Raw genomic sequence first — 13,346 nt, 5'->3', positions numbered from 1 at the left:
GCGCAATGAAGAATGGTCCTTGGAATCGGAGGTAAGAGATGGGGCTCAAGATGCCTGCCTACGCCTACTATTCGGCGAAAGGTCACAATAGCGTCCGCGATGAGGAAGACCGTGGGTGGAATCCCAGGAGTCAGCAGAAGCTGGACAAATTCTTCAATTTCGTCGCGCATCCTCTCGTTCGAGAGATCGGTCTCAAGCAGGTGATCTACAATAACCAGCAAGATTTGCGCGAAATCGATTGGCGCGCCCGGACCATTTTCGAAGTCGAAATCGAGTATCGGCCTCACCTGGCAGAGCTGATAGATGCGATAGATGAGCACGGCACCGTGGTCGTCCCCGACATGAGTCACCTGACCGACGGCAATTCCTGTTGTCTTCGAGTGATTGAGCGATTCTGCGAGTGCGCCGTCGCGCCCGTGACCGTGGCGGACGTTGAAAACAGAATCGACCGGCTTGAGCCTCATCTCAGGCGACCTCTGCCGGAGCTGCGACGGACGCCGCGTTTCCTGGCGGACGTCAAGTTATTCTTCAAGGAGATCGGCAACGGCGCTGTCGACAATCGAGACCGGCTCAAGAATTGGCTGGCGCACAAGCCCAAGGAATTGGCCTGATCCTTTGTTTGAGGAGACACGGCGTCAAAAGCTCGATCGTGTGCGTGGAGTTTTGAGCAAACCCTCTGGGGTAACCTTCCTATGTTGTCCTGACATGTTGGACTAGTGCTTCCCCCAAGCAGTCGTACGACTGAACGTTCAGTGGGAAGCACATGTCCAGCAACAAGTCGCAGCGCGCCAAGCGGAACCGCTCTTCGAAATCCAATGACCAACACAAGGCGGGCGCATCGACGTCCGCTGCACCGCGGGGCGCTGAGGAGCTCCGTTCGTTGCTCATCGATCAGTCCAATCTGCCGGCCGCGGCTGGCAGATTGGCCGAGCGCCTCGCGAGCTCGTCAAAGCTCTTCCAGCGTGGCGCCGGACTCGTCAAGCTGATCGAGACCGCTGATGGGTTCTCGACTCTCGATCTCAACGTCCACGACGTCGTCAATCATGCGCACCAGGTGTGCCGCCCGGTTGTGAAGAAGATCGTCCGTGGTGAAGTCGTCGTCGAAGCCGTGACCCTCCCCGATCGGGTCGCTCGGTTGTATCTCAACCGGCACGACGCCTGGGGCGTTCCCCACCTCGACGGGATCTGCCGCGCTCCGATTCTTGCGAACGATGGCTCGATCCGCGTCGCGCGTGGCTACGACAAGGATACGCGTTTCTGGTGCACGGGCATCGAGCTGCCGAGCATTCCCGAGCGCCCGTCACGCAAGCAGGCCGAGGCGGCCTAGCGTACCCTTCGCAAGCCCTTTGCCAGCTTTCCCTTTGCGGACGCACAGACGATCGCCAGCCCCAGCGGCCAGTCCATCGTCGATCCCTCACACCCTCCGGGCATCGACGAAGCCACCTACGTCCTCGCGGTTTTGACCGCGGTGTGTCGTCCGAGCTTGCCGCTCGCGCCCGGTTTCATCATACGTTCGCCGCAGTATTCGGGCGCTGGCACCGGCAAAGGTCTGCTCGTTCGTGCGGCGTCACAAATCGCCTTCAACTTCTCTCCGAAGGCCTTCACCAGCTCCGGCGAACGCGCCGAGCTCGAGAAGCGATTGACGGCCGCCCTCGTCGCGGCCGACCCGATCATCTTCCTCGACAACGTCAACGCGGAGGTCGTGCGTTCGAATTTGCTGGCGCAGATCGCCACTGAGAACCCGTGTGCGATCCGTCGGTTCCGCGAGAATACGAAGGTGGTTTCGATCACGAGCTCCGCCTTTCTGGCGATGACCGGGAATGCCACGACGGTGTCAGAGGACCTGGCGCGGCGCTTCCTGATTGTCGAACTCGATGCCGGCTGCGAGGACCCCGAGCAGCGCCGGTTCGATGAGGATTTTCGTTTGACCATCAAGGAGAAGCGAAATGAGCTCCTCGCTGCGGCGCTCACCATCTGGCGGTGGGGACGCCGCAATCAGAGCAAGCCTGGCCTGGCGCTCGGCAGCTTTGAGCAGTGGGCCACTTGGTGTCGTGATCCGCTCCTTGCCCTCGGCTGCCCCGACCCGGTTCGCCGCATCTCCGAGATCAAGCGCGATGATCCGCTCCGCGCGCAGGTGGTTGAGTTCTTTACCACCTGGCACGAGCTGTATGGGGAGCGCCCTATGAAGGTGAAGGAGCTCGACATTCGCTTATGCCGGTTGGCTGACCCGCAGGAGCGCGGCAGCCGGCAGAGTCTCGCGAGCTTTGTGGCACGACTCGAGGGGACGCGTGCTGGCGGCTTCGTGATGCTCCGCATCAAGTCCCCCTCCAAGTGGAGCCCGTCGAGCTACGCGCTGAAGAGGACCGAATAGGAGGCCAGCAAAGGACCTCCGACATCACGGACCTCGGCGCGCAAACGCTGCGAATGAATCAGCAAACGCCACGACAACGCGGTCATAGGGGGCATAGGGACCATGGGTGCCATCGGGGGGATTGCAGCGATGGGCACTCAGCAGTTTGTACGCGGCTTGGTAACTGCATCAATTCTACGCTCCCTCAGCATACGATCGATGCTTGTAGCTGCAGTCACCGAAACATCAAGTCATAGGGGGCATAGGGATCATAGGAGGTACCGTGCGGCGAGTACATCAGCCGCAGGTCGGGCCCTGCTATCGCAGCTTCTTATCCCGCGTTGGGCAGGTCCTTTGGATGCGTCCGACCGATCGTAGAGTCAGAGTTTGGCAGGAATTTCCGTGACGGGTTGAGGCAGGCGAGAGAGTCTCGCGGCGCCCGTCATGGAGATGTCCCATGACCCAACTGAATGTTCTGGACGCCGATCGCGGTGTACGCGCCGGTTACAAAGTGGATACGAGCCGCGGCGAGCGCATAGGCCGCGTGTCCTCGGAGTGGTTTTCCCGGTCGGCCGACGAGCGCTACCTTTCGCTGTCGGAGTTGCAAGCCGCGGTGCTCGGCCGGGCCGAACGCAGCCGGACCCGGACCATCGAGAGCGCGGCGATCCGGGTGGAGGCGAGCCGCGACGATGGCGAGCGGCTGACGTTGATGCTGCCGGGCGAGACACCAGTCGCGCCGACCCATTGGAGTTTCGGTCACCTCGCAACGATGGTCGGCGCGGCATCCGCCTATTTGCGCCAACTTCCGGCACCGCTCGCGGCGATCAATCTACAATATGGACTGACTTCGAATCGCCGGAACAGATCAAGACGCTTGAGGTCGAGGATGGGCGCGTCGAGCTGCGCGCGGTCACAAGCCCGGACTACGGCTGTTATCTGAACAGTCAAGCTGTCTCACCAGCCGTTCACTGATTCCTTTCCATCGACGTTGAGCCTGATGCCGCCCGCACGCGGTGGCGATCCCTTGCGCTCGCGTCGCTCCCAAGGAGCCATCACGATGTCTTCCCAGAAGCAGCCCGGAGCGCGAGCCGATGTTTACACGCGCATCACCGCCGAGATCATCGCGGCAATCGAACAAGGTGCAGGCGAGTGGCGTGCGCCGTGGTTCCACAACGGGACGAGCGTTGCCCGTCCGACCAATGTTGCTTCCGGCAAGCGCTACCGGGGCATAAACACGTTGGCGCTTTGGCACGCAGCCATGGCTGGCGGTTACGCTGATGGCCTATGGGGCACTTATCGGCAATGGCAGGCTGCCGGCGCGCAGGTCCGCAAAGGCGAACGCTCAACCACCGTCGTGCTGTGGAAGCAGATCGCTTCCCGGGAGTCGGCTGACGGCGATGACGGTGGTGATGATGGTCGCCAGCGGATGTTTGCCCGGGCATTCTCGGTATTCAATGTCGCGCAGGTGGATGGATACGAACGGCAGCCCATTGACGTCCTGCCGGAGAGCGAGCGTCTGGCGCATGCCGAGGCTTTCATCACCAATCTCGGGATCAGGACCGTGTTCGGTGGTTCGGAAGCCTACTATCTGCCTTCATCGGACGCGGTGTTCATGCCGGATTTTGCTTCCTTCCGTGATGCTGCGTCATTCTATGGAGTTTGGCTGCATGAGAACGGACATGCCTCAGGGGCAAAGCACCGGCTTGACCGCGATCTCTCGGGCCGGTTCGGTTCGGCTGCCTATGCCGCCGAGGAATGCTGCGTGGAGATTCTCAGCGGTCTCGTCCTTGCCGATCTGGGTATAGCTCACCATCCGCGGCCCGATCATGCAGCATATATTGCCTCGTGGGTCCAAGTGCTGAAGGACGATCCTCGTGCTATCTTCACTGCCGCCAGCAAGGCGCAGCAGGCCGCCGACTGGATGCACGCCAGGCAGCCCGTATCCACCGAAGCGCATCAGGCGTCATCCGCCATCCCCGACGAGACGGATGTAGGCCCGCACCTGCTCCAGATCTCGCTGGCGCGTTGTGCCAGTGGCACCTGATCCGAACCAACCGCGCCGGGCACAAATCCGCTTGTCCCCACCAACATCGGTTCGCCTGTGCGAGCCGGGTGATCGCATGTATTCCCCGTCTCGATTTTCATTCCCGGGGCGCGCCGGAGAGTGAGAGGGGCGTGCGGATTTCACTGACGGGTTGGAGGTCGAGAGAGAGTCTCCCGGCCGCCCGTCGTGGAGAATCCGACATGGCAAGCGCCGTTCAGAAGATCAAGCTCAGTCCGTCCCGCGATATTCCCTTCAATAAGCTGGTGTTGAGCCAGTCCAACGTCCGCCGCGTCAAGGCGGGCGTCTCGATCGAGCAATTGGCGGAAAGCATCGCGCAACGCACCTTGCTGCAAAGCCTCAGTGTCCGCGCCGTTATCGACGGCGATGGCCGGGAGACCGGCATGTTCGAGGTCCCCGCCGGCGGCCGGCGGTATCGCGCCCTCGAACTCCTGGTGAAACAGAAGCGGATGGCGAAGACGCAAGCCGTGCCTTGCGTGGTGAGAGACGAGGGCCTCGCCGAGGACGACTCTCTCGCAGAAAATGATGAGCGAATCGGACTTCACCCCCTCGATCAGTTCCGCGCGTTTCAGACCCTCCGCGAGAGCGGTATGAGCGAAGAAGACATCGCAGCGCGGCACTTCGTTTCGCCGGCGATCGTCAAGCAGCGCTTGCGCCTGGCATCCGTCTCACCAAAGCTGCACGACATCTATGCCGAGGACGGCATGACGTTGGAGCAGCTCATGGCGTTCTCCGTCACCGGCGACCATGCACGCCAGGAGCAGGTCTGGGACATCGTCAGCAAGTCAGGCTACGACGAACCGTATCAGATCCGCCGCATGCTGACGGAGAACACGGTTCGGGCCTCCGACCGCCGCGCCCAGTTCGTCGGGCTCGACGCCTACGAGCAGGCTGGTGGCGTCATCATGCGTGACCTGTTCGAGCAGGACGACGGGGGCTGGCTAAAGGATGTGCCGCTGCTCGACCGTCTCGTCACCGAAAAGCTCAAGGCGGAAGCCGAGACCATCGCCGCCGAGGGCTGGAAGTGGATTGGCGTGGCGGTCGACTTCCCCTACGGCCACACCAATGACCTGCGTGAACTCGAAGGTCGACCCGTCGATCTCACGGATGACGAGCAGGCCACCCTCGACGCCCTCAACGCCGAGTATGCCAAGATCGAGACCGACTACCAGGACGCCGGCGAACTGCCCGATGAAATCGACCAGCGCCTCGGCGAGATCGAAGCGGCTCGCTCCGCCTTCGAATCCCGCTCGCTCAGCTACGATCTCGCCGAGGTCGCCCGCGCCGGCGCCTTCGTCGGCATCGACGCCGAAGGGAGGCTCTCGGTCGATCGCGGCTATGTCCGGCCGGAAGACGAGGCGTCCGAAGTCTCGGCCATCGAATCCGACGGGGAGGGCCATGAGGATCGTACCCAACCGGCTGGCGCGAGTAAGCGCGCGGTCATCAGTATCGGCGGCGCCCCGGCCGAACCCGTGGAGGATGAGGATGACGACATTGCAAAACCGCTGCCGGACCGGCTTATCACCGAGCTGACGGCCCATCGCACGCTGGCGTTGCGCGATGCCTTGGCAAACCATCCTGCCATGGCGTTCCAGGCGGTGCTCCACACTTTCGTACTGGCCAGCTTCTACCGCTTCGCATCGTCGAGTGGCTGCCTGGAGATTGCGATCCGAACGCCGACGTTCCCCGCTCAGGCTCCGGGCTTGAAGGAGAGCGCATCGGCCATCGCCATCGACGCGCGTTCTGCGGCGTGGAAGGCGCGCCTGCCGAAGGATGAGGCCGATCTGTGGGACGCGCTCACCGCACTCGACGGAACCACGCAGGCGGCACTGTTCGCGCATTGCGCCGCGTCTGCTGTCAACGCGCTATATGAACCGGCGAACCGGTACAACGAGGGCCGAGTCTTCGCCCACGGTGTCCGGCGCAGGCTCGATCAGGCCGATGTCCTGGCACGCGCGATCGGGCTTGACATGGTGACGGCAGGTTGGAAGCCGACCGCCGAGAACTATCTCGGGCGCGTGACCAAACCCCGGATTCTCCAAGCGGTGCGGGAGGCCAAGGGTGAGGCATCCGTGCAACTCATCGATCACCTCAAGAAGGGGGACATGGCGCGGGAAGCCGAGCGTCTGCTCGACGGCACCGGCTGGTTGCCCGAGCCGCTGCGGCTGGCCGATCCGGACAGCGAGCACGCCCCGGTTGGGGAAGCCGAGGCGTTGCCGGAATTCCTCGCTGAGGATGACGAGGGGCGGGGCTATCCCGAAGACGACCGGCTCCTGGTCGTTGCCGCCGAATAGCTCTCATGCGGGAGCGGCTCACCGCCGCATCTGAAGACTTCCATTTCTCCTCTGAGCCCGGCCAGCGCGCCGGGCTCTTTCATCTCCGGAGAACGATCATGACCATCCGCAATCAACCTCAACGCCTGGGAGGGCCGTGCAATGAGCATTCCCGACTACATCAGCGCCAATTTCCAGTCATTGCTGCGTGCGGCGGCTGACGGCAACCTCGCGCTGATAGAATGTACCGACGCGGTGACCGCTGAGCCCCGTTACGTGATTTGCGGCGTCGGCCGCGACGGCACCGACCTTGTTCTCACGCCCTTTGGCCATCTCGCGGATGGCAATCCCTACACCGCCTATCTGCCGCCATCCGAACCGCGGGCCCGATCATCCCCAACCTGACCCTGCCGCGCAGGGACCTGTCTGGCCGCGGCAACGTCAATGGGCAAGCCGTCCCCACATCCCCAAGGGCGATGCGTGACATCCATCCCTGAACCGTGCCCTCACGGCCAGTCCATCGCAACAGACGGGTCAGGAGGGACAGTGATGTGCAGGTTCTCAACAAGCATCAGACCGGCGTGCAGTCGGATGCCCTCAACATCGGCCGCGGCAGCAAATGGGGCAACCCGTTCCGGATCGGCCACGATGGCGTCCGCGTTGCGGTCGTCAAGAAGAACGAGCGTTGGCTCCGCGATCAGCATCCCCTGCTGCATACGCTCGACGAGTTCCGCGGCTGCGATCTCGTCTGCTTCTGCGCGCCGCTCGCCTGCCATGGCGATTGTCTGCCGTGACTCGCCAATGCCTGCCGCGACGAACGCGTCGCTTGGTGGCGCGGTCTCATCATCCGCAACCCATCAGCATGTGTGTAGCTCGGCGGTGCCTCGATTGGCGCGGCGGGGCCCCGCGTTCTTAGAGGACGAGCGCGGCCGGGACGGGTTTGAGCCGGCGAGGTCGAGAGAGCGCCCGCGGGCTCCACCCGTTTTCGCTCTCCCGAGGCCTGCCTCCATGACAAACTTCTCTGCTTCCGCCGCCGTCTCCGCGATCGCCCCATCTTCTGTTGTCGCTTTGGATATCGCGGACCGTTCCGCCGCGACCGGCCGAGCCGCCCATCTTCTTCTTCCTCATCTCGAACGGGGCCGCCGCATCGACGCTGCCCTCTTGCGCGCCGCCATGGAGACCGCCTTCGGCGGTACTGACGCGTCGGGCGCCTGGGACTGGAAGACCGGCTATGACGCCGTGGAGGCCGCGACCGTGCTGTTCCTGCGCAAGTTCGGCCCGGCGATCCGCGCACGCGCCGCATCGCCTGCCGCCATGCTGCCGCTGCTGGCCAGGATCGCCAGTCTTCTTCCCACCCACACCCGCCGCTCGGAAGAGAGCGAGACGTTTCAGCAGTTCTCGACGCCCATTCCTCTCGCCTTTGTAGCGAGCGTGGCCGCAGCGATCCGCCCCGATGACGTTGTTCTGGAGCCGTCCGCCGGCACCGGGCTGCTCGCCATCCTGGCCGAGCTCGCTGGCGGATCGCTGGTGCTCAACGAACTGGCCGAGGCCCGCGCGGAACTTCTGTCGCGCCTTTTCCCCGCTATCGCCGTCACCTCGTTCGACGCCGCGAACATTGACGATCATCTCGACACCGCTATCGTTCCGAGCGTGGTGCTGATGAATCCGCCATTCTCGGCCATCGCCAACGTCGACCGCCGAATGGCCGGCGCGGCGCTCTGCCATATGTCCTCGGCCCTGGCACGTCTCGCCGAAGGCGGCCGTCTGGTCGCGATCACGGCCGCGAGCTGCGCGCCCGACAATCCCGCATGGAGGGATGCCTTCATCGCCTTGCAGGAACGTGGGCGCGTGGTGTTCTCCGCCGCCATTGACGGCGCGGTCTTTGCCAAGCACGGCACCACCGTCGAGACATGCCTGACGGTGATCGACAAGGCGCCCGCGCGAGACATCAAGTCGTTCCCGCCATCTCCGGGCACCGCGCCGGATGTCGCGACACTGCTCAGCTGGGTGATACAACAGGTGCCGCCGCGGTTGCCGATCGGATCGGCCGTCGCCATTCCAGCGGCCGCGCGGCCGGCCATTCCCAGAACAGTCCGCGCTTACGCCATGCGTCCGGCCGCCGTCCCGGTGTCGGCGATGGCGCCCGAGGCGATCGAGCTCGCCTATGAATCCGTGACCTGGAAGCCGGTCGAACATGGCGGCATCACCGAAGCGCTCTACGAGCCCTATGGATTGCAATCGATCCGTATTCCCGGCGCCCAGGCGCATCCGACCAGGCTGGTGCAGTCGGCAGCCATGGCCTCGGTCGCGCCGCCCACTCCGTCCTACCGGCCACATCTCCCCGCGATTGTGGTGCCGGACGGCCTGCTGTCCGACGCCCAGCTTGAATCCGTCATTTACGCCGGCGAAGCCCACGGCGGCATTCTCGCGGGGGCGTGGACGGTCGACGAGACCTTCGATGTCGTCTCGGCCGCGCCGGATGATGCCGAGAGCGCCGTCCGGTTTCGGCGGGGCTGGTTTCTGGGCGACGGCACTGGCGCCGGCAAGGGCCGCCAGGTCGCGGGCATCCTGCTCGACAATTGGCTCAAGGGCCGGCGCCGCGCGCTCTGGGTCTCGAAATCCGACAAGCTGATCGAGGACGCGCAGCGCGACTGGTCGGCGCTCGGCCAGGAGCGCCTGCTGGTGACCCCGCTGTCGCGGTTCCGGCAAGGCACGCCCATTCGTCTGGAGCAGGGCATCCTGTTCACGACCTACGCCACGCTGCGCTCCGACGCGCGCGACGAGAAGGTTTCGCGTGTCAGGCAGATCGTCGAGTGGTTGGGCCGTGATTTCGACGGCGTCATCGTCTTCGACGAGTCTCACGCAATGCAGAATGCTGGCGGCAGCAAGGGCGACCGTGGCGACGTGGCCGCTTCGCAGCAGGGCCGAGCCGGGCTTCGCCTGCAACATGCCCTGCCGAACGCGCGCGTCGTCTATGTCTCGGCGACCGGCGCCACCACGGTTCACAACCTCGCCTATGCGCAGCGGCTCGGCCTCTGGGGCGGCGAGGACTCTCCCTTCGCCACCCGGGCCGAGTTCGTCGAGGCCATCGAAGCCGGCGGCGTCGCCGCGCTGGAGGTGCTGGCGCGCGACCTCAAGGCGCTCGGTCTCTATGCCGCGCGCTCGCTCTCCTACGAAGGCGTCGAATACGAGTTGGTCGAACACACCCTCAGTGAAGAGCAGATCCGGATCTACGACGCCTACGCCGGCGCGTTCGGCATCATCCACAACAATCTCGACGCGGCGATGCAGGCGGCGAACATCACCGGTTCGACCGGCACGTTGAACGCGCAGGCAAAGTCTGCCGCGCGGTCCGCCTTTGAAAGTGCCAAGCAGCGCTTCTTCAACCACCTCATCACGGCGATGAAGACGCCGTCGCTGATATCAGCCGTCGAGCGCGATCTCGCGGCGGGCCATGCCGCCGTGATCCAGATCGTGTCGACCGGCGAAGCGCTGATGGAGCGGCGACTCGCCGACATTCCGACGGAGGACTGGGGCGACGTCCAGGTCGACATCACCCCGCGCGAATACGTCCTGGACTATCTCGCGCACTCGTTCCCGACCCAGCTCTATGAACCCTTTACCGACAACGAGGGCAACCTGTCGTCGCGTCCGGTCCATCGTGACGGCCAGCCGGTGCAGTGCCGAGACGCGGTCGCACGCCGCGACCGGCTGATCGAGAGGCTCGCCTCTCTGCCACCCGTGCACGGCGCGCTCGATCAGATCATCCAGCGCTTCGGCACCGAGGAGGTCGCCGAAGTCACCGGCCGGTCCCGGCGGATCGTTCGCACGCGCGGAGCGGATGGTATCGATCGGCTCGTGGTCGAGAACCGTGCCGGTTCTGCCAATCTCGCCGAAACCCAGGCATTCATGGATGACGACAAGCGCATCCTCGTCTTCTCGGAAGCCGGCGGTACCGGGCGCAGCTACCATGCGGAGCTCTCGGCGAAGAACCGCCGGCTCCGCGTTCACTACCTGCTTGAGGCCGGATGGAAGGCCGATGCCGCCATTCAGGGCCTTGGCCGCACCAATCGCACCAACCAGGCGCAGCCGCCGCTGTTCCGCCCGATCGCGACCAATGTGAAAGCCGAGAAGCGTTTCCTCTCGACCATCGCCCGTCGTCTCGACACCCTCGGCGCGATCACAAGGGGCCAGCGCCAGACCGGCGGCGAGGGACTGTTCAGGTCCGAGGACAATCTGGAGAGCCACTATGCCCGCGACGCGCTGCGGCAGCTCTATGTCCTCCTCGTCATGGGCAAGGTGGAGGATTGTTCGCTCCAGACGTTCGAGGATGCCACCGGGCTGAAGCTCACAGACGCCAACGGCATCAGAGACGAGTTGCCGCCGATCACGACGTTCCTCAACCGATTGCTGGCGCTGACCATCAACCTTCAGAATATCCTGTTCACAGCGTTCGAGCAGTTGCTCACCGCACGGATCGAGGGCGCGATCGCAAGCGGGACCTACGATGTCGGGCTTGAGACGCTGACGGCGGAATCTTTCGTCGTGACGGGACGGCAGACCATCTACACCCATCCCGGCACTTCGGCCGGAACCTGCCTCTTGACCATCGCCCAACGCGACCGAAACCGCCCCGTCGCCCTGGACGAGGCCTTGGGCCGTCTCTCCGACCCGCGTGCCGTGCTGCTGGTGAACAGTCAGTCTGGTCGCGCCGCCGTCCAGGTGCCGGCGCGTAGCCTGATGACGGACGACGGCGAGGTCGAACGCCGCGTCCGGCTCATCCGCCCCATGGAGCATCCGACGGTCGCACTGACGACGATGCCGCAGACCCACTGGCAGCAGACCGACCGCGCGACGTTCTCGCGGGTCTGGGCGGCGGAGGTCGCCGAGGTGCCAGAGTTTACCGACAGCGAGATCCACATCGTGTCGGGATTGTTGTTGCCGATCTGGAAGCGGCTGCCCAACGAATCGACGCGCGTCTATCGGCTCCAGACCGACACAGGTGAGCGGATCATCGGACGCAAGGTCTCACCCGCATGGGTCGTAGGCGCGCTGTCAACCGGGATGACGACGCTGACGCCGGAGCAGGCCTTTATGGCATTGCTGGACGGCAAGACCGTCCTCGATCTCACCGACGGGTTACAGCTTCGTCGCGTCCGCGTCATGGGCGCCAACCGCATCGAGCTTACCGGCTTTACCGATGCGATGCGAGACCGGTTGCGAGTCTACGGCCTGTTCCACGAAATCATCTCCTGGAAGCTGCGGATGTTCGTGCCGACGGATGCGTCCGGGCTGGCAATCCTCGGCAAGGTGCTGGAGCGCTATCCGCTCTCGCGCATCTCCGATCGGGCGGCGGCATGACATGTCGCGCGATGCTTCCGAACTGGCGCGCCGCCTCGCGCGCGAAGCTGAGGCGGTGTGCCGCCATTACCTGTCCAACGGGCGGCGCCAGGGCCGCTACTGGACGGTGGGCGACGTTCGCAATACGCCCGGCCGGTCGATGTTCGTCCGGCTCAGCGGACCGGAATCCGGTCGCGGCGCCGCCGGGCATTGGACCGACGCCGCCTCGGCCGAATATGGCGATCTTCTCGACGTCATCCGCGAAAGCTGCGGTCTCGTTGACTTTCGCGATGTCGCCGAGGAGGCGCGACGCTTTTTGCGTCTGCCCCGCGCCGAACCGTACCAAACCCCAAAACCCGTTCGCACACCCGTCCCCGCCGGGTCGCCGGACGCGGCGCGGCGGCTGTTTGCGATGTCGCAACCGATCCGACGGACGCTGGTCGAGAGCTATCTGTGCCACCGCGGCATCAAGGCTGTCCACGACGCAGGCGCGCTGCGGTTCCATCCACGTTGCTACTATCGCCCGGATGACAGTTCGCCGACCGAGACCTGGCCGGCGATGATCGCCGCCGTCACCGATCTCGAGGGCCGGATCACCGGCGTTCATCGCACCTACCTCAATCCGCAGGGCTTCGACCGCTCCGCCAGCGGCAAGGCGCCGATCGACACGCCCAGGCGCGCGATGGGTCATCTGCTCGGTCACGCCGTTCGCTTCGGCATCGCCAGGGATGTCATGGCGGCCGGCGAGGGTATTGAGACGATCTTGTCGCTCCGCTACGTCTTGCCTGATATGCCGATGGTGGCAGCGCTTTCAGCCGCTCACTTGGCAGCCGTGCTCTTCCCTGCGGGTCTGCGCCGGCTTTATATCGTGCGCGACGACGATCCCGCTGGCGACAACGCCGTGGAAAGCTTGAGCGCACGGGCCGGCACCCAGGGCATCGAGGCGATCCCGCTGTCACCGCGCTATGGGGATTTCAACGAGGATCTTCAGAACCTTGGCACGGATACCCTTCGGGTAGCCCTGCGGGTGCACTTCACTCCAGAGGACCTGGCACGCTTCATGGCGCTCTGAGGCGACGCCGATAAGGGGAAGCGAGCGCGCGGCTCGCATGTTCGGTCGGACGAGATCGCCAACGTTTCCTGCGATGCCGGAGAGGCCGCATCCCCGGCCTTCTGAGAGGGCGACCCTGCGGCAAGCGGTCCGGCCACGCAATGGCGGGAGCCGGCTATTTTCCGTCGCGCCCTAACGGGCGCTTTACATCGCGAAGCAAAATAGCCGGCTCCCGCCATCCTCCGCTCCGCTTCGGCCGCTGCGCGGTGC

Annotated in this window: 9 protein-coding genes and 1 pseudogene; all 10 read left to right on the top strand. The window is 64.5% G+C overall.

The window, feature by feature from the left end:
• Positions 1-38 precede the first annotated feature (38 nt).
• The 10 genes and pseudogenes from JQ621_RS24010 (at position 39) to JQ621_RS23965 (ending at position 13,097) form a co-directional block, all read left to right on the top strand.
• Positions 39-611, top strand: a complete 573-nt coding sequence (locus JQ621_RS24010) for a hypothetical protein (protein WP_188102916.1) — start codon at positions 39-41, stop codon at positions 609-611.
• Positions 612-922: 311 nt separating this feature from the next.
• Complete coding sequence (locus JQ621_RS24005; protein WP_188102914.1) at positions 923-1,327, top strand: hypothetical protein; 405 nt, start codon at positions 923-925, stop codon at positions 1,325-1,327.
• Between the two features lie 156 nt (positions 1,328-1,483).
• The gene (locus tag JQ621_RS24000) at positions 1,484-2,371 is read left to right on the top strand and encodes a hypothetical protein (RefSeq protein WP_188102912.1); all 888 of its coding nucleotides are present in this window, start codon (positions 1,484-1,486) and stop codon (positions 2,369-2,371) included.
• Positions 2,372-2,807: 436 nt separating this feature from the next.
• A pseudogene (locus JQ621_RS23995) lies at positions 2,808-3,280 on the top strand (DUF932 domain-containing protein); the annotation flags it as partial.
• A gap of 127 nt (positions 3,281-3,407) precedes the next feature.
• Complete coding sequence (locus JQ621_RS23990) at positions 3,408-4,394, top strand: ArdC family protein (RefSeq protein ID WP_188102910.1); 987 nt, start codon at positions 3,408-3,410, stop codon at positions 4,392-4,394.
• Positions 4,395-4,594: 200 nt separating this feature from the next.
• The gene (locus JQ621_RS23985; protein WP_188102978.1) at positions 4,595-6,706 is read left to right on the top strand and encodes a ParB/RepB/Spo0J family partition protein; all 2,112 of its coding nucleotides are present in this window, start codon (positions 4,595-4,597) and stop codon (positions 6,704-6,706) included.
• Positions 6,707-6,847: 141 nt separating this feature from the next.
• The gene (locus tag JQ621_RS23980; RefSeq protein WP_188102908.1) at positions 6,848-7,090 is read left to right on the top strand and encodes a DUF6117 family protein; all 243 of its coding nucleotides are present in this window, start codon (positions 6,848-6,850) and stop codon (positions 7,088-7,090) included.
• 146 nt (positions 7,091-7,236) lie between these two features.
• The gene (locus JQ621_RS23975; RefSeq protein WP_188102907.1) at positions 7,237-7,479 is read left to right on the top strand and encodes a DUF4326 domain-containing protein; all 243 of its coding nucleotides are present in this window, start codon (positions 7,237-7,239) and stop codon (positions 7,477-7,479) included.
• Between the two features lie 214 nt (positions 7,480-7,693).
• Positions 7,694-12,046, top strand: coding sequence for a strawberry notch-like NTP hydrolase domain-containing protein (locus tag JQ621_RS23970; protein WP_188102905.1), 4,353 nt, complete (start codon positions 7,694-7,696; stop codon positions 12,044-12,046).
• 1 nt (position 12,047) lies between these two features.
• Positions 12,048-13,097 (top strand): DUF7146 domain-containing protein, encoded by a 1,050-nt coding sequence (locus JQ621_RS23965; RefSeq protein ID WP_188102903.1) that lies wholly within the window; start codon positions 12,048-12,050, stop codon positions 13,095-13,097.
• The last annotated feature ends 249 nt before the right edge of the window (positions 13,098-13,346 follow it).

Origin of the sequence: Bradyrhizobium manausense, assembly GCF_018129685.1 — a bacterium.
Lineage (GTDB): Bacteria > Pseudomonadota > Alphaproteobacteria > Rhizobiales > Xanthobacteraceae > Bradyrhizobium > Bradyrhizobium manausense_D.
This window is presented reverse-complemented; position numbering and strand designations above follow the sequence as displayed.